This window comes from Micromonospora carbonacea (genome assembly GCF_014205165.1).
In the GTDB taxonomy this organism is placed as follows: domain Bacteria; phylum Actinomycetota; class Actinomycetes; order Mycobacteriales; family Micromonosporaceae; genus Micromonospora; species Micromonospora carbonacea.
This window is the reverse complement of the sequence record NZ_JACHMZ010000001.1, coordinates 3,414,940-3,438,643: the sequence shown is the minus strand read 5'-3', so window position 1 is coordinate 3,438,643 and position 23,704 is coordinate 3,414,940. Positions and strand designations below refer to the sequence as shown.

The 23,704-nt window shown below is 74.0% G+C and carries 13 protein-coding genes and 1 pseudogene; 12 read left to right on the top strand and 2 right to left on the bottom strand.

Going from position 1 to position 23,704, the window contains the following annotated elements; all coding sequences use genetic code 11:
* Positions 1 to 24: 24 nt before the first annotated feature.
* The 7 genes and pseudogenes from HDA31_RS14875 (at position 25) to HDA31_RS14845 (ending at position 15,421) form a co-directional block, all read left to right on the top strand.
* Positions 25 to 6,390 (top strand): type I polyketide synthase, encoded by a 6,366-nt coding sequence (locus tag HDA31_RS14875; RefSeq protein ID WP_184871963.1) that lies wholly within the window; start codon positions 25 to 27, stop codon positions 6,388 to 6,390.
* A complete protein-coding gene (locus HDA31_RS14870) occupies positions 6,387 to 7,508 on the top strand; it encodes a DNA alkylation repair protein (RefSeq protein ID WP_178064764.1) in 1,122 nt (373 codons plus the stop codon). The genes HDA31_RS14875 and HDA31_RS14870 overlap by 4 nt, the downstream gene beginning before the upstream one ends.
* Positions 7,505 to 11,470: a bifunctional SDR family oxidoreductase/pyridoxal phosphate-dependent aminotransferase family protein gene (locus HDA31_RS14865; protein ID WP_178064765.1), complete on the top strand. Its 3,966-nt coding sequence runs from the start codon at positions 7,505 to 7,507 to the stop codon at positions 11,468 to 11,470. The genes HDA31_RS14870 and HDA31_RS14865 overlap by 4 nt, the downstream gene beginning before the upstream one ends.
* Before the next feature lie 97 nt (positions 11,471 to 11,567).
* Positions 11,568 to 11,873, top strand: a complete 306-nt coding sequence (locus HDA31_RS14860; RefSeq protein WP_074476069.1) for a hypothetical protein — start codon at positions 11,568 to 11,570, stop codon at positions 11,871 to 11,873.
* Between the two features lie 101 nt (positions 11,874 to 11,974).
* A complete protein-coding gene (locus HDA31_RS14855; RefSeq protein WP_178064766.1) occupies positions 11,975 to 13,072 on the top strand; it encodes a class II histone deacetylase in 1,098 nt (365 codons plus the stop codon).
* A gap of 8 nt (positions 13,073 to 13,080) precedes the next feature.
* A pseudogene (locus HDA31_RS32245) lies at positions 13,081 to 13,809 on the top strand (thioesterase II family protein); the annotation flags it as partial.
* 160 nt (positions 13,810 to 13,969) lie between these two features.
* Entirely contained in the window at positions 13,970 to 15,421 is a 1,452-nt protein-coding gene (locus HDA31_RS14845; RefSeq protein WP_219825111.1) for an MFS transporter, read from the top strand.
* 39 nt (positions 15,422 to 15,460) lie between these two features.
* Here the strand turns inward: HDA31_RS14845 and HDA31_RS14840 are convergent, their stop codons facing one another.
* Positions 15,461 to 16,408 (bottom strand): glycoside hydrolase family 68 protein, encoded by a 948-nt coding sequence (locus tag HDA31_RS14840; RefSeq protein ID WP_178064767.1) that lies wholly within the window; start codon positions 16,406 to 16,408, stop codon positions 15,461 to 15,463.
* 68 nt (positions 16,409 to 16,476) lie between these two features.
* Positions 16,477 to 17,532, bottom strand: a complete 1,056-nt coding sequence (locus HDA31_RS14835) for a LacI family DNA-binding transcriptional regulator (protein ID WP_178064768.1) — start codon at positions 17,530 to 17,532, stop codon at positions 16,477 to 16,479.
* 360 nt (positions 17,533 to 17,892) lie between these two features.
* On the opposite strand from HDA31_RS14835, the gene HDA31_RS14830 reads away from it, so the two are divergent.
* From HDA31_RS14830 to HDA31_RS14810, 5 genes are all read left to right on the top strand, one after another.
* A complete protein-coding gene (locus tag HDA31_RS14830; RefSeq protein ID WP_219825059.1) occupies positions 17,893 to 19,254 on the top strand; it encodes an ABC transporter substrate-binding protein in 1,362 nt (453 codons plus the stop codon).
* On the top strand, positions 19,251 to 20,207 hold the full coding sequence (locus HDA31_RS14825) for a carbohydrate ABC transporter permease (RefSeq protein WP_178064769.1): 957 nt from the start codon (positions 19,251 to 19,253) through the stop codon (positions 20,205 to 20,207). Before HDA31_RS14830 ends, HDA31_RS14825 begins: the two co-directional genes overlap by 4 nt.
* Complete coding sequence (locus HDA31_RS14820) at positions 20,204 to 21,031, top strand: carbohydrate ABC transporter permease (protein ID WP_074476062.1); 828 nt, start codon at positions 20,204 to 20,206, stop codon at positions 21,029 to 21,031. Before HDA31_RS14825 ends, HDA31_RS14820 begins: the two co-directional genes overlap by 4 nt.
* Positions 21,032 to 21,034: 3 nt before the next feature.
* Positions 21,035 to 22,192, top strand: a complete 1,158-nt coding sequence (locus HDA31_RS14815) for a serine hydrolase domain-containing protein (RefSeq protein WP_178064770.1) — start codon at positions 21,035 to 21,037, stop codon at positions 22,190 to 22,192.
* 159 nt (positions 22,193 to 22,351) lie between these two features.
* Complete coding sequence (locus tag HDA31_RS14810) at positions 22,352 to 23,668, top strand: PHB depolymerase family esterase (RefSeq protein ID WP_178064771.1); 1,317 nt, start codon at positions 22,352 to 22,354, stop codon at positions 23,666 to 23,668.
* The last annotated feature ends 36 nt before the right edge of the window (positions 23,669 to 23,704 follow it).

Below are 23,704 nucleotides of genomic sequence, written 5' to 3'. Positions count from 1 at the left end.
CGGGACGGAAGGAGCGACGCGACCATGACGGACGATCGGATCGCGGTGATCGGCATGGCCGTACGGCTTCCCGGCGCCGAGGACGTGACCGACCTGCGGTGGATGCTGACCCACGACTCGGTCGAGGTCGACGAGGTCCCGCCCAGCCGCTGGGCCCGCGACCTCTACCTCGGCGACGGCGACCACCAGGGCACCCACCACCGGGGGGCCTTCCTCCAGGACCCGTTCTCCTTCGACCACGAGGCGTTCGGGCTCACCGCGGCCGACGCCGTCCTGCTCGACCCGCAGCAGCGGGTCATGCTGGAGGTCGGGGCCCGCGCCCTGGAGGACGCCGGATACCTGGCCGCCCGGCGGCGGCTCGACGCGGGCGTCTTCGTCGGCGCGCGGATGAACTCCTACGGCTTCGACCACGGCCGCGGCGTCGCCCCCGCCGGCCGGGCCGGTGCCCCGGCCGCCGGCCCGCCGGTCCCGGCGGCCCTCTGGGGGCGCTCGCAGAACTTCGTCGCGGCCTGGCTGTCCGACCGGCTCGACCTCGCCGGCCCCAGCCTGGTCGTCGACACCGCCTGCTCGTCGTCGCTGACGGCGGTCTGGCTGGCCTGCCAGAGCCTCGCCGCCGGCAGCTGCGAGATCGCCGTGGTCGGCGCGGTGGACCTGCTGGTCGACCCGCTGACCTTCGTGCTGCTGTCCCGCACCGGCGCGCTCTCCCCGGACGGGCTGTGCCAGACCTTCGACGAGAAGGCCAACGGGTACGTCCCCGGGGAGGGCGCGGTCGCCCTGGTGCTCAAGCCGATGGCGGCGGCCGTCGCCGACGGCGACGTGATCCTCGGGGCGATCACCGGCACCGGCGTCAACAACGACGGCCGCACCATGGGGGTGACCACCCCCAACCTGGAGGCCCAGGTCGAGCTCCTCACCCGCGTCTACGACCGGGTCGACCCCGCGACCGTCCAGTACGTCGAGACCCACGGCACCGGCACCGCCATCGGCGACCCGATCGAGGTGCGGGCGCTCACCGAGGTCTTCGGTCGGCACGGCGTCGCCCGGGGCAGCGTCGCGCTGGGCTCCCTGAAGCGGCGCATCGGGCACCTGCACTCGGCGTCCGGCCTGGCCGGGCTCGCCAAGATCGTCCTCTGCCTGCGGGACGGGACGGTGCCGGGGGCGCCGGTGCCCGCCGTCAACCCGCGCCTGCGGCTGGACGCCAGCCCGTTCCACCTGCCGCCGCGCGCCGCGCCCTGGCCGGCGGCGTCGACCCGGCGGGCCGCGGTGAGCGGCTTCGGCTTCGGCGGCACCAACGCGCACGTCGTCGCCGAGGCGGCCGGCCCGCCCGCCGTACCGGCCGGCGTCGGGCGCGCCGCCGAGGTGCTGCTCCTGTCCGCCGACAGCCCGGACGGCCTGCGCGAGCTGGCCGCGCAGTGGCTGGAGTTCCTCCCGACGGTCGCCGACGACCTGCCCGACGTGCTGGCCACCGCCCGGCTCGGGCGGCCCCACCGCGCCGTGCGGTGCGCCGTCACCGGCACCGACGCCGCCGGCCTCGCCGCCGCCCTGCGGGCCCGCCTGCTCGCCGCCGACGCCCCGCTCGGCGAGACCCCCCGGCGGCGGCCCGCCGTCACCGTGCGCCCGGCCGCCGCGCCGGCCCCGCCGGCCTGGCTGCTCGCGCTCACCGGGGCCGTGCCGGCGGTGCGGGAGATCGTCGCCCGGTTCGAGGCCGCCGTCGGCAGCCCCGTGACGACGTTCTCCGGGCCGCTGCTGCGGATCTGCGCCGGGGTCGTGCTGACCGTGGCGCTGCGCGACACCGGCGTGCCCGAGCAGGCGGTGGACCTGCCGGCCGGCTGGGCGCCGATCGCCGACTTCGCGCACGGGCGTACCACGCTGGAGCAGGCGCTGAGCGCGGTCCTGACCGGCCCGGCGGCGACCGACGTCGAGCCGGCCGCCGGCCCCGACGCCGACGCCGGCCCGGAGCTGTGCGCCCGGCTGGCCGACGCCACGGACGAACGCGACGTCGCCGCGCTGCTCGCCGCCGTCGCGGCGGAGTTGCACGAGGCCGGCGCGGACGTCGACTGGGCCGCCTTCCAGGGGCCGGGCGGGTGGCGCAAGCGGCTGCTGCCCGCCGCCCAGGCCCGCGGGCCCGCGCTGGACCTGCGGGAACCCCTGCGTTCCGCCGAGCCCGGCGGCCCGACCACCCTGGACGCCGACGAGGGCCCGGCCGGGTACGCCTTCTCCCGGGTGTTCGGGGCGGGCGAGACGCCCATCGCCCAGCACTCCGTGTACCGCCGGATCATGCTCCCCGGCGTCGCCTGGTTCGACTTCCTGCGCCAGGGCGCGCTGCTGCGCGGCGACGCGTTCCACGGGGTGCGGGACGTGCTGTTCCACCGGCCGCTGATCCCCACCGGCGCGCACCGCGTGCTGTGCCGGGTCGACGGGCAGGGCCGGTTCACGGTCGCCGACGCCGACGGCACCCCCTTCGTCACCGGCCGGTACGCCCCGCAGCCCGACCCGGCCCCGACCACCGAGCCGCTGCCGGAGCTGCTCGCCGCCTGCTCGCGGCTGCACGCCGGCTCCACGGTCTACCGGTGGCTGCGCCGCATCGGCTACCACCACGGCCGGTACTACCGCAACATCTCCTGGGTGGCCGGCCTCGCGGGCGGGGGCACGCTCGCCCGCATCGAGGGCGGCCGGCAGCGCGGGCTGAACCCGGCGGACGTCCAGCTCTTCCCGGGCCTGCTGGACAGCGTCACCATCGCCGCCATCGACCCGGACAACCCCGTCTTCGGCACCGAGCACGCGTCCGCGTTCATCCCGCTGTCGGCGGACCGGGTGAGCGTGCACGGCCCGCTCGACGACGCCGCCTACGTCCGCACCGAGGTCTCCTTCTGGAACGAGGAGGCGTGCCGGGTCACCCAGGTCGTCCTCGACGCGCGGGGCGTACCCCTGCTGACCTTCGGCGACATCTCGTCGAAGCGGGTGCCCCTGCTCGCCTTCAGCGACCAGCCGCCGGCCCCCGCCGCGCCCCGCCCGGCCCCGGCGGCCGTCGCGTCCGCCCCGGCCCCGGTCGCGGCGGCCCGGCCTCCGGCGCCCCCGGCCCCGGCCGTCCCGGCCGGGCAGCCCACTCCGGCCGGGGCCGCGCAGCCCACCCCCACCGCGGCCCCGCCCGCTCCGGCCGCCACGCCTGCACCGCCCCCGGCGGCGCGTGCCGGCGGTGTCGCGTCGGCGTCGCCCGTCGCGCGGGCGCTCGCCTGGTTCCTGGCCCTGTCCGGCACGGACGCCGAGCACGCCGACACCGAGTTTCTCTCGGCCGGCTTCGACTCCGTCGGCCTGGTCGGGCTGAGCGACCGGCTGTCCCGGGAACACGGCCTGGCGCTCTACCCGACCGTCTTCTTCGAGTATCCGACGCCCCGCAGCTTCGCCCAGCACCTCGTCGACGAGGCCCCCGACTTCGTCGCCTCGCTGGCGGCACCGCCGGCCGAGCCGGCGGGCCCGGCCACCGCCGACCCGACCCGGGACCGGCCCGCCGACCCGACCCCGGCCGCCGGGCCCGCCGTGCCGGCTGCCCCTGCCGGGCCGACCGCGTCCGGGCACGCCGTGGCTCCCGAACCGGTCGAGGTGGTGCCGTCGGCCGCGACCGCCGGGCCGCCGCCGGTGGTCACCGCGCCCCCGACCGTCGACGACGCGCCAGCCGCCGGGCGTACGGACACCGGGCGCGACATCGCCGTCGTCGGCGCCGCGATCCGGGTGCCCACCGCCGACGACCTCGACGGGTACTGGTCCCTGCTGGCCGAGGGGCGCGACACCGTCCGCGCCCTGCCCGAGGGCCGCTGGCAGCGCGCCGAGGAGGGCCCGGTCCCGCAGGCGTCCTTCCTGGACCGGGTCGACGAGTTCGACCCCGTGCCGTTCCGGATCTCCGCCCGGGAGGCGCCGCTGATCGACCCGCAGGCCCGCATCGTGTACGAGACCATCTGGGCGGCCCTGGAGGACGCCGGCCGGATGGGGCGGGGCGACCGGGAGAACCGGATCGGCCTGTGGATCGCCTACAGCCACGACCACTACCACGAGGAGCGGTCCCGGCACGGGGTGCCCGACGGGCGTGGCCTCGGCCTAGAGGCGATGATCCCGAACCGGCTGTCGTACCTGATGGACTGGCACGGACCGAGCGTCGTGGTCAACACGCTGTGCTCGTCGTCGCTGGTGGCCCTGCACACGGCCCTCCAGCACCTGCGCGCCGGCGACATCGACACGGCGGTCATCGGTGGCGTGCACGCCGCGATCAGTCCCGAGTACTTCCGGTCCATGCAGGACCTCCGGGCCCTGTCGCCCACCTTCCGGTGCCGCGCGTTCGACGTCGACGCCGACGGCTTCGTGCCCGGGGAGGGCGCGGTCGCGGTCGTGCTGCGCCGCCGTGCCGACGCCGAGCGGGACGCCGACCGGATCCGGGGCCTGATCAAGGGCGCGGCGGTCAACCACGGCGGCCGGACCACCCGCTACTCCGCCCCGAGCCCCGCCGGACAGCGGGACGTGATTCTGGCGGCGTTGCGGGATGCGGGGGTGGGTCCGGAAGGGATCGGTCTGGTGGAGGCGCATGGGACGGGTACGTCTTTGGGTGATCCGATCGAGGTGGAGGGTTTGACGCGGGCGTGGCGGGAGTTCACGTCGCGGACGCAGTTCTGTGCGATTGGTTCGGTGAAGTCGAACATTGGTCATTTGGAGCCGGCTGCGGGTTTGGCTGGTGTGGTGAAGGTGTTGTTGGCGTTTGAGCGGGAGCTGATTCCGCCGACGTTGCACGTCAACCGGCCGAATGATCATATCCGGTTCGAGGAGTCGCCGTTCTTTGTGGCCGATCAGGTCGTGCCGTGGCCTCGGGTGGTGGGTGTGCCGCGGCGGGGTGCGGTGTCGGCGTTCGGGATGGGTGGGGTGAATGCTCACGTGATCCTGGAGGAGCCGCCGGTTGTCGCTCGGCGGGAGGCGATTGCTCAGGAGTCGTTTGTGGTGCGGGTGTCGGCGTCGGGTGAGGAGGGTGTGCGGCGGTTGGCGGCTGATTATGCGCGGGCGTTGTCGTCGGTGTCGGATGTGGGTGGGTTGGGGGATTTCGGGTTTACGGCGAATGTGGGTCGGGCGTCGCATCGGTTCCGGGTGGCGGTGTCGGGTGTGGATGGTGTGGGTGTGGTGGAGGGGTTGTCGGCGGTGGCGGATGGGTCTCGGTCGGTGGGTCGGTTGGTGAATGCGGCGCCGGTGTCGGTGTTCATGTTTTCGGGTCAGGGTTCGCAGTATGCGGGGATGGCTCGGGGTTTGTATGGGGTGGAGCCGGTGTTCCGGTCGGCGTTGGATGAGTGTGCGGGGTTGGTGTCGTCGTTGGGTGTGCCGTTGTTGGATTTGTTGTTCGGTGGTCGGGGTGAGGAGTTGGTGGAGACGCGGTTTGCGCAGGTGGGGATTGTGGCGGTGCAGGTGGGGTTGGTGCGGTTGTTGGAGTCGTGGGGGGTTCGGCCGGGGTTGGTGGTGGGTCATTCGGTGGGTGAGTTGTCGGCGGCGTGGGCGGCGGGGGTGTTCGGGTTGGGGGATGTGTTGGGTTTGGCGGTGGTGCGGGGCTCGTTGATGCAGGGGCAGCGGTCGGGTGGGGCGATGGCGGCGGTGTTCGCTGATGCCGAGGTGGTGGGGTCGGTGGTGGGGTCTTATCCGGGGTTGGAGGTGGCGGCGTCCAATGGGCCGCGGAGTGTGACGGTGTCGGGTCCGGCCGAGGTGGTGGAGGCGTTCTGCGTGAACTCTGGTTTGCGGTGTCAGCGGCTGGTGGTGAGTCATGCGTTTCATTCGGTGGCGATGGCGGGTGCGGTCGAGCCGTTTGCGGAGGCGGTGTCGCGGGTGGTGGTGTCGGCGCCGCGGGTTGGTTTCGCGTCGTCGATCACTGGCGGGTGGCATGACGCGGAATCGGTGGCCGATGCCGGGTTGTGGGGTGTGGGGATTCGCCGGCCGGTGTTGTTCGGTGAGGCGTTGGGGTTGGTGGGTGCGGCTGGTGGTGGGGTGTTCTGGGATATCGGTGCTCATCCGGTGTTGGCGGGTCTGGGGAAGCAGGTGTTGCCGGATCCGGGGTTGGTGTGGTTGTCGACGTTGCGGCGCGACCGTTCGGATCAGGCGCAGTTGCATGCGGCGGTGGCGGAGTTCTACAGCCGGGGCCTGGGTGAGGTGGACTGGGCGGGGGTGCACACCGGCAAGGGACACCGCACGACCACCATTCCCACCTACCCATTCGAACGCCGGACGTACTGGGTCCCCAGTGGACGAGGCGAGTCGATGATCGCCGCGACGAGCCGTCCCGCTTCCTTGAGGGAGGAAACACGCAAACCTAAGATCCACCTCTACCCGCCCGCTGAGGGAATCTCTGTCGTGAAGGACCGGATGCAATGACTGGCGAATACGGACTCAAGCGCCACTTCAACGGTGACGCCGCCCGCCTCATCGGTGGGAAGATCCGCGAGGTCCACCCGGAGTTCGATGTCGAGGACTACGCCGTCGAGGTCGAACGGCGGATCCCCGGAAAGGAGCTGAAGGACCGCGTCCTCGTCCTGGCGGAGGGGCTGCGCAGCCGGCTCCCGCAGGACTACCCCGAGAGCGTGCGCATCCTCGTGTCGATCCTCGGCGACGAGCTCGCCGAGGGGGAGGGGATGTTCAACGTCAGCTGGTACCTCATGCCGGTGGCCCGGTTCGTCGAGGAGTACGGCCTGGACCACCCGGAGGTGTCCCTCGACGCCCTCGTCGAGATCACCAAGCGGCACACCGCCGAGTACGCCATCCGCCCGTACATCGAGCAGCACTACGACCTGACGATGAAGCGGATGGCCGACTGGGCGCGCGACCCCAGCCACAACGTGCGCCGGATGGCCAGCGAGGGCACCCGCCCCCGGCTGCCCTGGGCGCGCACGCTCACCATGTTCGTCAGGGACCCGCAGCCCGTCCTGGAGATCCTCGAACCGCTGCGCAGCGACCCCTCGGAGTACGTCCGCAAGTCCGTGGCGAACAACCTCAACGACATCTCCAAGGACGCCCCCGACGTCGCGTTGACCACGGCGCTGCGCTGGCGGCAGGAGAGCCCGACGCCGGAGACCGCCTGGATCGTCCGGCACGCGCTGCGCACCCTGGTCAAGAAGGGCAACCAGGAGGCCCTCGCGATCGTCGGCGTCACCGGCGGCGAGCACATCCGGGTGCCGTCGATGCGGCTGTCGCCCCGGTCGCTGACCCTCGGCGAGTCGACCCTCATCCGCCTCGACGTCGAGAACACCGACAGCCGTCGGCACACCGTCGCCGTCGACTACGTCGTGCACCACGTGCGCAAGAACGGCCAGAGCATCCCGAAGGTCTTCAAGCTCACCACCCTCGAACTGGCCCCCGGCGAGCGCCGGACGGTGGAGAAGTCCCACCCGGTGCGGGAGGTCTCCACCCGGCGCTACTACCCCGGCGAGCACCTCGTCGACATCCAGGTCAACGGCCAGGTCCTGGCCACCGACAGATTCGACCTGCGGCTGTGAGCGGCCACCGCATCCCGCTGGCCGCCGACGACCCGGTGCTGCGCGACCACCGGATCGGCGGGACGCCCGTGCTGGCCGGGGCCGCGCAGGTCGACGCCGTGCTCACCGCGTGCGACGCGGCGCGGCCCGGCGGGAGTTGGTCCCTGGACCAGGTCGCGTTCCTCGCGCCGCTGCGGGTGCCGCCCGGCACGACCGTCGAGGTCGAGACCACCCTGACCGACGACGGGGAGTGCCTGCTCGTCTCCTGGGCGCCGGGCGCGTCCACCCCGACGCCGCACAGCCGGGCCCGGGCCACCCGCAGCGCGCTGCCGCCCCCGCACTACCTGGACGTGGCCGAACTGCGCGCCGGCTGCGTCGACGAGGTGCCGCTGGCCGCCGTCGCCGACTGGCGGCGGGGCAGCGGCATCGAGTACGGCCCGACCTTCCACGCCATTCGCGCCGCCCACCGGGGGCCGGGCCGGATGCTGGCGCTGCTCCGCGCGTCCGGCGGGCTGACCGACCCGCACCTCGTCCCGCCGGCGCTGCTGGACAGCGTCTTCCAGTGCCTCGGGATGCTCGACGACGGCACCGCCGGCCCCTGCCTGCCCTGGTACGTGGGGCGGGTCACCGTGCGGCGGCGGGTCACCGGCACGGTCCTGGCGCTGGTCGAGCGCACCGACCCGCCGGGCGGGTCCGGCGGCTCGGTGCGCGGGCGGGCCACCGTCTGCAACCAGCAGGGCGAGGTGCTGCTCGAACTCGACCGGATCGTCCTGAAGGCCCCGGGGCGGGCCGGCGGATCCGACCACCCGGCGGGGGCGCCGGCCCGGCACCGGCCGGTCCCCGCCGGGTCGGTCACCGCCGTGACCTGGCAGCCCGTCGCCCCGACGCCAGAGCCGGAGCCGACGGGCGGCCACACCTGGCTGGTGTCCCGGGAGCTGTCCGCCGGATCGCCCGACGATGGGCCCGTGCTGCTCGACCCGACGGACCTGCACGACGAGCGCGTCGACCGGGCGCGCGCGCAGACCCCGCCGGCCGAGGTGGTCTACGTCGCGCCGCGCGGGGTGCGCGACGCCGACGAGGCCGCCGCCGTCCTCCAAGGCGTGTTCACCCTCGTCCGGCGGCTCGCCGCGCAGCCGCCGATGCCGGCGCTCACGATCGTCACCAACGCCGCCCACCAGGTCACCGGCGGCGAGCCGGTCGAGCCCGTGCAGACCGCGCTGTGGGGGCTGGCGCGCACCCTGCGCATCGAGCACCCGCAGGTCCGCGTACGCCTGGTCGACCTCGGCCTCGGCGGTGCCACGCCCCCGCCGACGCTCGACGAGGTGCGCCACGGCGAGGCGGAGCTGGCCTGGCGCGACGGCACCTGGTACGCCCCGGCGCACCCGGCGGTCGACGCCGCCCCCGGCGAGCCGGCGGGCCGGGCGGTCGGCGGCCGGTTCCTGATCACCGGCGGCCTGGGCGGCATCGGCCTGCACGTGGCGGAGTCCCTGGCCGGCGCGGGCTGCGCCCACCTCACGCTGGTGGGCCGGACGGTGCCGACGCAGGGGCCGGCGCGGGACCGGCTGGACAAGCTCGCCGCCGCCTGCGACCTGCGGCTCCTCGCCGCCGACGTGCGCGACCTGCCCGAGGCGCTGGCCGACGCGGAGCCCTTCGACGGGGTCTTCCACGCCGCCGGCGTCCTGCGCGACGGGCTGGCGCGCAGCCTGTCGCCCGAACGCGTCGACGAGGTGTTCGCCCCGAAGATCGGCGGCGTGCACGCGCTCGACGCGGCGTTCGGCGCGCGGGCGCGCCCCGGGTACGTGGTGCTGTTCTCCTCGATCTCGGCCACGCACGGCAACCTCGGCCAGAGCTCCTACGCCTGCGCCAACGCCTACCTCGACGGCTACGCCGCGCGCCGCCGGGCCGAGGGGGAGGCCTGGTACAGCCTCGGCTGGGGCCTGTGGGCCGTCGGCATGGGGGAGCGGGTCGCCGACGCGGCGGCGGCGCGCGGCATCCCGGCGCTCGCCGCCGACGACGGCGTCGCGCTCCTGCGGCACACCCTCGGGCTGCCGCCCGGCAACTACGTCCTGTCCGCAGTCGACACCCCGAAGGACGACGAGATGACGACCCCTGTGACCTCTCCCGACAGCCGGCTGTGGCCGGAGCTGTCGGCGATCCTGAAGCGGACCCTGCACGTCGCCCAGGTGTCGCCGGAGGACAACCTGCTGGACCTGGGGCTGGACTCGATGATGGCGGTCGAGGTCTCCGCCGCGCTGGCCGGCGCGGGCGTCGAGATCGACCCGGCCACCTTCTTCGACCACCCCGGCGTCGGCGCGCTGCTGCGGCATCTGGAGGGGCTCCCGCGCCCCGCCACCCCGGCCGCGCCCGCCCCGCCCACCGCGCCTCCGGCGACCGGGCCCGCCGGGCCGCCCGCGCCCGTCGCCGTACCCCCGGTGGCGGCCGCGTCGCACCCGGCCGTCGGGTCGGGCGGGCCGGCGGGCCGCCCGTTCGTCCCGGACTGGGACCGGTTCCGCGACGCCGACGCCGTCGTGCGCCGCCCGGCCGGGCGCGCCGCCGAGCCGGCGGCGCTCGACGGACGGCCCCCGGCGGCGAACGGGCGGCCCGCCGCCGCGCAGCCCCCGGCGGCGGCGAACGGGCGGCCCGCGCCCGCCCCCGCCGCCGGCCACCGCCCGGCGCCGGCCGGGCCGCCGCCGGCCGCGCCCCGGCCCGCCGGGCCGCCCGGTGTCGCCGCAACCCCCGGCGGGTCGGTTCCCCGCCGCACCCTGCCCGGCCGGCTCGCCGACCGCCCCGACGGCACGTTCCTCGACCGGCGCATCGACGCGCTGTCGGTGGACGACCGGCTCGTCATCGCGCGGGACGACTACTTCTACGAGCCGGTCATCGAGGAGTCCAAGGGCGCCTGGATCAAGTTCGACGGCCGCTGGTTCCTCAACTTCGCCTCCTACAGCTACCTGGGGCTCATCGGCCACGACTACATCAACCACCAGGCGCAGCGTGCCCTGGAGCGGCACGGCACCGGCGCGCACGGCGTCCGGCTGCTCGCCGGCACCCTGCACCTGCACCGCGAGCTGGAGCTGGCGATCGCGCGGTTCGTCGGCGCCGAGGACGCCATCGTCTACACCAGCGGCTACATGGCCAACGTGGCGACGGTCGGCGCCCTGGTCGGCCCGGGCGACGTGGTCATCGGCGACGTCTACAACCACGCGAGCATCCTCGACGGCTACCGGCTGTCCGGCGCGACGGTCATCACCTACGCCCACAACGACCTGGCCGACCTGGAACGCGCCCTGCGCCGGGCGGGCGACGCCGGCAAGCTGGTCGTCACCGACGCGGTGTTCAGCATGGACGGCGACGTCGCCGACCTGCCCGGCATCCTGGAGCTCTGCGAGCGCCACGACGCGCCGCTGATGGTCGACGAGGCGCACAGCCTCGGCGTCCTGGGCGCCACCGGCCGGGGCATCACCGAGCACTTCGGCATCGACCCGGCCCGGATCGCGGTGAAGATGGGCACGCTGTCCAAGACGGTGCCGAGCACCGGCGGCTACGTGGCGGGCTCCAGCGACCTGATCTTCGCCCTGAAGAACAACGCCCGGGGCTGGATGTTCTCCGCCGCCGGCACCCCGATGCAGGTGGCCGCCGCGCGGGCGGCCGTCGAGGTCATGGAGGCGGCCCCGCACCTCACCGGCGAGCTGCGGGAGCGCACCGACCGGTACCGCGCGCAGCTGCGCGGCCTCGGCTTCGACACCCTCGGCAGCGTGACGCCGGTGGTGCCGATCATCTGCGCCAGCGCCGGCCAGGCCCAGGAGATGGCCCGGCTCTGCCAGCGCGAGGGCATCTTCGTCCAGCCCATCGTCTATCCCACCGTGCCCAAGGCGCTGCCGCGCCTGCGGACCATCGTCAACCTCAGCCACTCCGTCGACGACCTCGACCACGCCGTCACCGTCTTCGCCGACGCCGGCCGGCGGGTCGGGCTCATCGCCTGAGAGCAGCCGGGAGCGTTCCGGTCGCGACACCACCCGTGTAGCCGGCCGCCCGCAGCGGGCGCGCCGGCGGAAGAAACCCCGTCGAGAGGAGACCACAGTGAGCGACATCGACAGCAGGGCCTTCTTCGGTGCCGTCCTGAAGGCCATCGCCTGCACCCGCAACCACAACCCGGACGAGTCCGGCTACGCCGAGGGCGTGCTCGCGCCCACGGCCCGCATCCGCGAGTTCGAGAAGGAGCTGGGCGACCGGCCGCTCGGCCCCGCCGAGGTGGACCAGGTCCTCGCCTGGCTCGACTCCACGTTCCGGACCAAGCACACCCCGGCCGAGGAGCGGGAGCACTACCTGCGTCGCGTCGCCGAGGTGACCGGGCAGGCCCGGGCCCGGGCGGCCGTCGCCGCGTAACCGGTCGCCCCCCGAGCGGGCCGCGGCGTCGACACCCCCCCGTCGGCGTCGCGGCCGGCGACCACCCGCCCCCTCCGACCCGAGCGCCAAGGACGTCGCACATGTCGAATCTCGCCTGGTACAGCCACGAGGTCTGCTTCTGGCACGACCCCGGCCAGGGGTCGGGCTACCTGCCGGTCGGCCCGGGCATCGAACCCCTGCGCCAGTTCGCCGTCGACCCCGACCTGCGCCGCGCCGAGGGGCTGGTGCGGATGGCCGGGGTGCTGGACCACTTCACCCAGGTCACCCCCGACCCGGCCGGCGACGACGACCTGCTGCTCGTGCACACCCGGGAGCACGTCGACCGCGTCGAGGCGGCCTCCGCGCTCGGCGCGGGCGACGCCGGGGTGTACGCGCACGTCAACCACCACAGCGCCCACGCCGCCCGGGTGGCCGTGGGCGCCTGCGTGCAGGCCACCACCGCCGTGCTCGACGGGCGGCACGACCGGGCGTACTGCCTCGTCCGGCCGCCCGGGCACCACGCCGAGCCCGACCGGGCGATGGCCCTCTGCCTCTACAACAACGTGGCGATCGCCGCGCGGGCGGCCCAGCGCCACGGCGCACGCCGGGTGCTGGTGCTCGACTGGGACGTGCACCACGGCAACGGCATCCAGCGCGCCTTCTACACCGACCCGGACGTCCTCTACGTCTCGATCCACCAGGAGGGGCTCTTCCCGCCCGCCTCGGGCCTGGTCACCGAGACGGGGGAGGGCGCCGGGGCGGGCCGCACCCTCAACGTGCCGCTGCCGGCGGGCTCGGGGCACGAGGCGTACCTGGCGGCGCTGACCCGGCTGGTCGAGCCGGCGGCCCGCGCCTTCGGCCCGGAGCTGATCCTCGTCGCGGCGGGCCTCGACGCGGGTGGCCACGACCCGATGGGCCGGATGATGTGCACCAGCCGGACGTTCCACGCCATGACGGCCCGGATGTGCGCCCTCGCCGACGAGCTGACCGGCGGGCGGATCGTCCTGGCCCACGAGGGCGGCTACTCGGCGTGGTACCAGCCGACGCTGGTGCTGGCCGTCGCGTCCGCGCTCGCGGGCCTGCCCGAGCCGCCGGATCCCTTCCTGCACTCGCTGGAGCACCTGCCGGGGCAGCGCCTGCGACCGCACCAGAACCGCGTGCTGGCCCACCTCGAAGCCCACCATCCGTTGCTGGCGTGAGGACGACGATGAACCCCTGGTTGCTGAAGGTGGGCGGCGGCGCACGACCGGCCGGCGCCGCAGCCGGGCCGGACGCCCCGTGGGCGCGGCTGGTGGCGCTGCCGCACGCCGGCGGCTGGCCCTCGGCGTTCCGGTCCTGGACGCGGGTCGTCCCCGCCGGGGTCGAGTTCCTGGTCGCCCAGTTGCCCGGCCGAGGCCTGCGCGCCGCCGAGCCGCCGCTGCGGCGGGTTGGGGCGCTCGTCGACGGCCTCGCCGGTGCCCTCGCCGAGCGGGCGCCCCTGCCGTACGTGATCGTCGGGCACAGCTTCGGCAGCGTGCTCGGCTACGAGCTGACCCGGGCGATGGAGCGGGCGGGACTGCCGCCGCGGCACCTCGTCGTGTCGGCCCGGCAGCCGCCCTGCTTCCCCAGCGAGCCGCCGTACGGGCACCGGCGCACCGACGCCGAGCTGCTGGAACACCTGGTGGACATCGGCGGCATCGCCCCCGACCTGCTGCACCGGGCGGACCTGGTGCGACCGGCGCTGGCCGCGATCCGCGCCGACCTGGAGGCCATGGAGACCTACGAGCGGCCGGCCACCGGCACCGGCGTGCCGATCCTGTCGTTGGGCGCGGCGGACGACCCGATCGTCGTCGCCGACCGGCTGCACCTGTGGTCGCTGGAGACGACGGGGCCGTTCGCCCGCCGGATGTTCACCGGCGGCCACTTCTACCTGTACGAGTCGCACGTCGCCGAGGCGGTGGTCACGCAGCTGACGACCCACTGCCTCCCCCGCCCGGCGGCACATCCAGAAAGGATCCACATTGCCCACCACGATCGAACCGCAGCACCGGGCGGGCCCCCGGGAATGGCTCGGCCTGGCAGTGCTGGCGCTGCCGACGCTCCTGCTCTCCATCGACATGAGCGTCCTGCACCTCGCGGTGCCGCACATCAGCGAGAGCCTGCTGCCCAGCGCCCCGCAGATGCTGTGGATCATCGACATCTACGGCTTCATGATCGCCGGGTTCCTGGTCACCATGGGAACCCTCGGTGACCGGATCGGCCGGCGGCGGCTGCTGCTGATCGGCGCCGCCGCGTTCGGCGTCGCCTCCGTGGTCGCCGCGTACGCCGACACGCCGGCCATGCTGATCGCCTCGCGGGCCGCGCTGGGCGTCGCCGGGGCCACCCTGATGCCCTCCACCCTCGCGCTGATCAGCAACATGTTCCAGGACGCGCGGCAGCGGGGCGTCGCCATCGCGGTCTGGGTCACCATGTTCTCGGTCGGCGTCGCGCTCGGCCCCGTCGTCGGCGGCGCGCTGCTGGAGTTCTTCTGGTGGGGCTCGGTGTTCCTGCTCAACGTGCCGATCATGGCCGTGCTGCTGGTGGCGGGGCCGCGGCTGCTGCCGGAATACCGGCACGCCGACGCCGGCCGGCTCGACCTGGCCAGCGTGGCGCTGTCCCTGGCCGCGATCCTGCCGATCATCTTCGGGCTGAAGGAGTTGGCCAAGGACGACGCGGGCCCGCTGCCGCTGCTCGCCGTCGTCGTCGGCCTGGTCGTCGGCGTGTTCTTCGTCCGCCGGCAGCGCGCCCTGGCCAGCCCGCTGATCGACCTGCGGCTGTTCCGCAACCGTCCGCTGGCCACGGCGCTGGTGGCGATGCTGTTCAGCATGCTCATCGCTGGCGGCACCTACCTGTTCGTGACGCAGTACCTGCAACTCGTCGTCGGGCTCTCCCCGCTGCGGGCCGGGCTCTGGCTGCTGCCGGCGGCGCTCGCGTTGATCGTCACGTCCATGCTGTCGCCGGTGCTGGCGGCGAAGATCGCGCCGGCCCGGGTGGTGGCGGCCGGCCTGGCGGTCTCGGCGGTCGGGCACCTGATGCTCGCCCTGCTCGACAGCCAGGGCGGCCTCACCCAGCTGGTCGTCGGCTTCCTGCTCGTCTACGCCGGTGGCGGCCCGCTCATCGCGCTGGGCACCGACATCGTCGTCGGGTCGGCGCCCCCCGAGCAGGCGGGCTCCGCCTCCGCCGTGTCGGAGACCAGCACCGAGCTGGGCATGGCGCTCGGCGTCGCCATCCTGGGCAGCGTCGGCGCGATCGTCTACCGCAGCCAGTTCACCGCGCCCGAAGGCTCGGCCGCGGGCGACACCCTCGCCGCGGCCGTCGCCGCGGCGCAGGAGCTGCCCGGCGACGCGGGCGCGGCGCTGCTGGCCGGCGCCCGGGACGCCTTCACCGGCGGGCTCAACCTCGTCGGGGCGATCAGCACCGTGATCACCGTCCTGCTCGCGGTGGCGGTCCTGGCCATGGTCCGCGACCGCCCGGCCGGCGACGTCGAGGCCGACGCGGACGACGCCGTGCCGGCGCGGACGGCCTCCTGAGGCCCGGCCGTCCCGGCGGGTCACCGCCCGCCGGGACGGCTACCGCCCGCCGGCAGCCGTCCCGGCGGGCGACGGGCCGGCCTCCGGGAGGTGGAACGGCACGGGGTCGGTGAGCTCGCCGACGAACACGCCGTCGACCCGGTCCAGGAAACCGATGAGCGCCCATCCCCGGTCGCCGTCGGGCACCAGGCGGGGCGCGTACAGGTGGGGGTGCGGGACCGGCCGCGCGGCGGCGACGTCCCAGGGGCCGCGCACGCCCGGCGCGTCCGCCACCCAGATCCGGTGGTCGGGCAGGCGCGGGTCCGCGACGGCGTTGGTGCAGAACAGCAGGAGGGGCCGGCCGTCGACGACGGCCACCTGCGGCACCTCGAGGTGGCCGAACCCGGCGGGCGTGGACAGCGGCGGCCGGACGGTCCAGGTGACCAGGTCGGGCGAGGTGGCGTGCCCGACGACGCCCCGCCCGCCCGCCGGGCCCCGGTTGGCGCGGGCGGTGACGAGCATGTGCCAGCCGTCGCCGTCGGGGTCGGCGAAGACCCAGGGGTCACGCCAGGCCTGCTCGTACCACGCGTCCCGGTCGAGCAGCTCGTACCACGTCGGGTCGGCCTCGACGAGGGGGCCGTCGCCGTGCCGGTGCCATGTGGTCAGGTCGTCGGAGACGGCCAGGCCGATGCGCTGGACGAGGCCGTCCTCGGCGCGACCGACCCCGGTGTAGAACAGGCGCCACCGCCCGTCGGGTCCGCGGACGGTGCAGCCGGTCCAGGTGGCCAGGTCGTCCCAGGCGGGCCCGTCGGCGGGCACGAGCGCGTCGGGGAGCAGGGTCCAGGAGCGCAGGTCGGTGGAGACGGCGTGGCCGATCGACGCCCGGTGGTGGCGACGGTCGGGGTCGTGCAGGGCCCGGGAGGCGCGCAGGAAGAACACGTGCCACCGGCCGTCGTCGTCCTGGACGTACCAGCTGTCCCACACCCAGTGGTCCGGCAATCGCAGCATGGCCGGCAACCTACCAGTGAATCGGTTTAGCAACCACCTCGGCCGGCGGTGTGGCGGCGCTCATCGGCCTACGCCGGGGCTCGCCGGGGCGCCGGGACGCCGGTTGTCGGCGCGGCGACGGACCGGCGGCGACGCAGCGGCATGGGGACGTACGACGGCCCGGCGTCGCCCCCGTCGAGCACGAGCTCCACGGCGCGGCGGCCCATCCGCTCGTGCGGCAGGGCGGCGGTGGTCAGGCCGGGGCGCAGCCAGGCGGCGATGGGATCGTCGTCGAACGAGACGACGGAGATGTCGTCGGGGATGGCCAGGCCGGCCTCGCCGAGCGCCTGGTACGCCCCGAACGCCAGCCGGTCGTTCATGCAGACGACGGCCGTCGGCCGGGGCGACCGGGACAGCAGGGCGCGCATGGCGGCGTACCCGTGCTCCGGCAGCCACTCCGTGCAGAAGCACTCGGCGAGCAGGCCGACGTCGGCCGCGGCGAGGGCGGCGCGGACCCCGCGCAGGCGGGCCGGCGCGGCGATGGAGACCTCCGGGTCGCCCTCCTTGAGGCGGTTGCGGCCGATCAGCGCGATGCGGTCGCGGTGGCCGTGCGCGAGCAGGGCCTCGACGAGGGCGACGGCCGCCTGCTCGTCGTCGGGCAGCACGCAGGGCAGCTCCTCCGGGCTGACGGCGTTGAGCAGCACCACCGGGCCGCCGAGGATGGCGGGGGGCACCGTGAGCCGGCGGGTGGCCATCGCCGCGTAGACGACGCCGTCGACCTGGCGGTCGAGCATCGCCTCGATGGCGTACCGCTCGAACGCGGCGTCGCCCTGGGTCTCGGTGATCAGCAGCACGTGGTCCCGTTCCCGGGCGGCGTCCAGCGCGCCCCGGATCAGGTCGCCCGCGAACCGCGTGGTGGCGACGATGTCGGAGACGAACGCGATGGTGGCGGTCTTGCGGGTGCGCAGGCTGCGCGCGGCCATGTTGGGCCGGTAGCCGAGCTCCTCGGCGGCGGCGAAGACGCGTTGGTGGGCCTCCGCGGACAGCCGGGTCCCCTCCCGCCCGTTGAGCACCATCGAGGCGGCAGTCTTCGACAGTCCGGCCAGCCGCGCGACATCGGCCAGGGTTGCTCTGTTGCGGCCCATGACTCCTCCGAATCACCGTGACGCGTCCCGCGTCGCCCCGTCACATCATCATGCGCGAGTCACGAGGGCCACCCCCGGCGGGTGGGTGACGGGCCGCGGGACGTGTGAACCGGTCGTTTCCGAGTCGTTGCGAACTCGTCCTTGACAGGTCCGGAGCGCCGCGCGCATGCTCTGCTAAATCATTTTAGCTACGCCGTTTGGCCGTGCGGAAGGGCACCTCGACCCTCCCCGTGATCATGTCGACCGGCTCGGTCGCGACCCGCAGAGTCGGGCCGCGCGGGCCGGACACGACACGGTCGGGCCGGTGCGCGCCGGCCCGCCGGGCGGCGTGACGCGGCGTGAAATCAAGGAGTGGTTGACGTGCCGGATTTCTCGACCAGGTTCTCGCGGCGCGGCCTGGCACTACTGGTGCCGGCCCTGGCCGCGGGCCTGGTGATGAGCGCGTGTAGCGCGCCAGGATCGGACCAGCCGTCGTCGACCGGGTCCGACGCACCCGTCAGCACCGAGCTCGGCACCGGGCCGATCACCCTGGAGCTGTACGCGGAGACCGGCTTCCCGCTGGTCAAGGCGCTGGCCGACGAGTTCACCAAGCAGCACCCGAACGTGAAGTTCAACATCCGTGAGGACCAGTTCACGGTGATCACGGAGAACGCGCCCCGGGTGCTCGCCTCGGACAACGCGCCCGACATCATCCGCCTGCCCACCATGGTCGACCTGGTCAAGGACGACCTGCTGAAGAACCTCGACCCCTACGTCGCGGCCTACGGCTGGGACAAGTTCCCCGCCTCGCAGCTCGTCCAGCTCCGGCTGGCCGACGGGGGCAAGGTGCGCGGCTCGGGCTCGCTGTACGGGCTGGGCCTCGGCTACAGCGTGACCGGGGTGTTCTACAACAAGAAGCTGGCCCAGCAGGTCGGCATGACCGAGCCCCCGGCCACCGTCGCCGAGTTCGAGGAACTGCTGGCCAAGGCCAAGGCCGCCGGCGTGCAGCCGATCGTGCAGTTCAACAAGAACACCGCGGGCATCAACTTCCCGCACCAGGCGTTGCAGAACCAGTTCGGCGACCCCGCCCAGATCGCGGACTGGATCTTCCAGAAGCCCGGCGCCACCTTCGACACCCCCGCCGCGCTGAAGGCCACCGAGACCATCCAGCGGTGGGCCAAGGCGGGCTACTTCACCAAGGACGCCAACGCCCTGGACTACGCCACCATGGTCGGCGACTTCGCCAAGGGCGGCGGCCTGTTCATGTTCAACGGCGACTGGGAGTCGGGCAACCTGGACAAGAACATGGCCGGCAACGCCGGCTTCTTCCTGTTCCCGACCGAGGCCGCCGGCGGCAAGCACGTGGCGATGTCCGCGCCGAACACCTTCGGCGTCGGCGCCCGGGCCAAGAACCCGGACGCCGCCGCGTACTTCCTGAACTGGGCGCACACCGACGCCAAGGCCCGGGAGATCTCCGTGAAGGTCGGCGGCTCCAGCCCCGGCGGCCCCGCCGAGCTGCCCCTGCCGCCCGTCGCCGAGGGCACTGTGCTGGCCGAGACGCTCAAGGCGTCGCAGCAGCTCGGCGCGGAGAACGGCGCGGTCGACTTCACCGCGAACGCCACCGGCGGCATCTTCGCCGCGGCGATCACCCCGGAGTTGCAGAAGCTGATCGCCGGGCAGCAGACCCCCGAGGGGTACGTGAAGGCGGTCCAGGCCGAGTACGAGAAGGAACTGTCCCGATGACCGCTGCCGTCGGCGGCACCGCCGGTGCCCCGGCCGGCGGCGCACACCAGCAGTCACCCGTGCGGCCCCACCGGAGGCGGTGGGGCCGCACGGCCGGGTGGCTCGGCTGGCTGTGGGTCCTGCCGGCCCTGCTCATGTACGCGATCTTCGTGCTGCGCCCGCTGCTGCTCACGATGCAGTACTCGCTGTACCGCTGGAACGGCATCGGCCAGGCCGAGTGGGTCGGGCTGACCAACTACCTGACCGTGTTCACCGACAGCGACCTGCTGAAGATCATCGGAAACGCGTTCGTCCTGATCATCTTCTTCAGCTTCGTCCCGGTCGCCCTCGGTCTGCTGGTCGCCAGCCTCGTGCGTCGGATGAGCGGCGGCGCGTTCGGCACCGTCGTGCGTACCGTGCTGTTCCTGCCGCAGGTGATCCCCCTGGTCGCGGCCGGCATCGCGTGGAGCTGGCTGCTGTCCACCGACGGCCTGGTCAACCAGGTGCTGCGGGCGGTCGGCCTGGGCGGGGTCACCCGGGCCTGGCTCGGCGAGTTCGACACCGCGCTGCCGTCGGTGGGCGTGATCGGCACCTGGGTCATGCTCGGCCTGTGCACGATCCTGCTCGTCACCGGCATGAGCAAGATCGACCCGGCGCTCTACGAGGCGGCCCGCATCGACGGCGCCGGGCCGGTACGGGAGTTCTTCGCCGTCACCCTGCCGAGCCTGCGCCAGGAGGTCGGCGTCTGCCTGACCGTGACCATCATCGCCGCCCTCGCCAGCTTCGACATCGTCTACATCTCCACCAGCGGCGGCCCCGGCATCCAGACCACCGTGCCCGGGCTGGAGATCTACCGGCTCGCCTTCTCCCAGCGGCAGGTCGGGCTGGCCTCGGCGCTGGCGGTGGTGCTCATGGTGCTGGTGCTGGCCTGCGTGCTGCCGATCCAGCGGCTGACCCGGGAGGACAAGGCATGAACCTCACCAGCCGCAGCGAGCGACTGACCGGCCGGATCTTCCTGATCGCGCTGGTCGTCGTCACCCTGCTGCCGTTCCTGAGCATGCTGTCGGCGGCGTTGCAGCCGCGCGGCACCGTCCCCACCGGGCTGGCCTGGCCGACGGACCCGCAGTGGGGCAACTTCGCCGACGCGTTCACCGCCGCCAACATGGGGGCGCTGCTGCGCTCCAGCCTGCTGATCGTGGTCGGGGTCGTGCCGATCGGCGTGGTCATCGCCACGATGGCCGGCTTCGGGCTGGGCCACCTGCGGGTGCCCGGCGGCCGGATCGCCTTCGGCCTGCTCCTGCTCGGCCTGACCCTGCCGTTCGAGGCCGTGGTCACCCCGCTGTACTACCAGATGCGCGACCTCGGCCTGCTCAACACCCGGTGGGCGATCATCCTGCCGCTGATCGGCCTGTACATGCCGTTCTCGGTGTTCTGGATGCGGGCGCACTTCGCCACCGTGCCCAAGGAGCTCTCCGAGGCGGCGCGGGTCGACGGCAGCAACACCTGGCAGCTGTTCTGGCGCGTCCAGGTGCCGCTGGCCCGACCGGCCATCGCGTCGCTGACCATCCTGCTGTTCCTGTGGACCTGGAACCAGTTCCTGCTCGCCATCGTGCTCGTCGACGACGCCACGAAACGCACCATGGCCGGCGCGCTCGGGGCGTTCCAGGGGCAGTGGGGGACGGACCTGGTGCTGCTGTGCGCCGGCTCCCTGCTCATCCTCACCCCCACCCTCATCGTGTTCCTGATCTTCCAACGCCAGTTCATCAAGGCCCTCATCCAGGGATCGCTGAAGGGATAGCGCGTGACGACGCCTGCACCGGTCCACGGCGACGCCGACGAGGGCTTCGGCCCGGTCGTCGACGTCTTCCGGGACAACTTCACCGCGCGCGGCGACGTGGGCGCCGCGGTCGCCCTCTACGTGCGGGGCCGCAAGGTCGTCGACCTGCACGGCGGGCTCGCCGACCCGCGTTCCGGCCGCCGGTGGGTCGCCGACACCCCGGCGGTCGTCTTCTCCTGCACCAAAGGGATCCTGGCGGTCTGCGCGTACCTGTTGGTCCAGCAGGGCCGCCTCGACCTGGACGCCCCCGTCACCCGGTACTGGCCCGAGTTCGGCCAGCACGGCAAGGACGGGATCCCGGTGCGCTGGCTGCTCACCCACCAGGCCGGCCTGCCGGCCCTGGACCGGCCGCTGACCCGCGCGGACGTGGTCGCCTGGACGCCGGTGGTCGAGGCGATCGAGGCGCAGCCGCCGCTCTGGCCCCCGGGCACCGCGCACAGCTACCACGCGATGACCTACGGCTGGCTGGTCGGCGAGGTGATCCGCCGGGTCACCGGGCAACTGCCCGGCGCGTTCTTCCGCGCGGCGCTCGCCGAGCCGCTCGGCCTGCGTACCTGGATCGGCCTTCCCGAGGCCGAGCGCCCGGCGGTGGCCTGGATGCTGGCGCCGCCGGCCGGCGCGCTGCCCGCCCTGGATCCGGTCGCCGAGCGGGGACTGACCATGAACGGGGCCTACGCCTTCCCGGCCGACGACGACGGCCTGGTCAGCTTCAACGACCCGGTCATCCAGGCCGCCGGGATCCCCGGCGCCGGCGCGGTCAGCACCGCCGAGGGCCTCGCCCGGCTCTACGCCGCCGCCGTCTCCGCCGTCGACGGCGCCGGGCGGCTGCTCACCGTGGCGTCGGTCGACGACGCGACCACGCCCCGGGTCTGGGGCCGGCAGCGCTACGGGCCGCCGGACGAGGGGCAGCGTTGGGGGACCGGCTTCCTGCTGGACTCCCCGCCGGCCCGGCCGCTGCTGGGGGCGCGCAGCTTCGGCCACGACGGCGCGGGCGGTCACGTGGCCTTCGGCGACGACGCCCACCAGGTCGGCTTCGCGTACGTGGTCAACCAGATGGGCGGGGTGGGCGACGAGCGGGGCGACCGGCTGGTCGCCGCCGTGCGTCGGTGCCTGGAGAGCTGACCCGCCGGCGGCCGCGATTGTTTCCACCGGATTTCCATTGTGTCTTGACAGGGGTGCGGCGGGGCGCGTTAGCTCCAGCTAAATCATTTTAGCGTCGATGGATGGCGGCGGGCGGGCCACGCCCGCCGCCACCGGAGACCGCGGGAGGGACGAAACCGCATGACCCCTCGCCTGAGGACCGTCGCGCTGCTGACCGCCGCCATCCTGTCGACATCGGCCGGCGCGGCGTACGGCGCGGACCGCACCGGCCACGGCGGCGACACCGCCACGGGCATCCGGAGCATCACCCCCATCACCCAGGTCCACCCGTACGGCCAGCAGGTCTCGGCCGTCGCCGTCGAGTACGGCGCGACCGTCGATCCCCGGACCCTCGACCCGGGCACGTTCTCCGTCGCCGACACCGTCTACAACTTCCGCTTCAACCCCATCGAGGACCTGCCCAAACTGGCGGACCGGAGCATCACCCACGTCTACACCAACAGCCGCCCCGCCACCCGGGGCGACCACCGGGCCGTCACCGGCCGCTACGTGATCGTCGAACTCGACCCGGCCGACGGCAAGGGCTCGACGGTGATCGTCTCGAAGTGCCCCACGTTCCTGTGCACCGTCAAGGTGAACCCGGACCTGCCCACGCGGGTGGTGCAGCGTGAAGACGTGCGCGGCGTGCCGGGTCGCGGCCGGGGCAAGGGACCGGTGCTGGCCAAGGGGGCGCCGCACCGGTCGCACCCGATGACCGAGGAGCCCGTCGACCTCCTGGTCGACGACTTCACCTACGGCTCGTACCTCAGCGGCGGGATGGTCCTGCCCTACCACTACCACCTGCCGAAGAACTACCAGCCGGGCCGCAGGTACCCGCTGATGGTGGTGCTGCCCGGTCACGGCATGGGCTGGGACGGCGACAACACCGGCGTGCAACTCGCCGCGGACATCCCGGCGACGGCGTGGCTGCAACGCGAATGGACCGGCACCGACGAGGACGTCATCGTGCTGGCCCCCCAGCACCAGCGCGTGGGGGCCGCCGCCGAGGCCGACCTGCTCGTCAAGCTGGTCGAGCGGTTCGTCGCCGACCACCCCGTCAACGCCGACCGCGTCTACGCGACCACCGTCTCCTACGGCTCGCAACTGGCCTGGCAGGCGTTCGCCAAGCGCCCGGACCTCTTCGCCGCCGGCCTGATCACCGGCGGCTTCCAGGTCGGCGCCGACCAGGCGGCGGCCATCGCCGCCGCCGAGATCCCGGTCTGGATCACCCACGGCGTCAACGACCACCTGCTCAACGTCTCCCTCGCCCGCAACTCCCGCGCCGCCCTCCAGGCGGCCTACGCGGCCGACGGCAAGACCCCCCAGCAGATCGACGCCCTGCTGCGCTACACCGAGTACGGCAACGACGCCTTCACCCAGCCGGACTACCACGCCGCCTTCGGGCCGACCTACGCCGACCAGGGCATCCTGCGCTGGCTGCTCGCCCAGCGCAGGTAGCGGACGCCGTCCGGCCCGATCCGTCGGCCCGCGCCC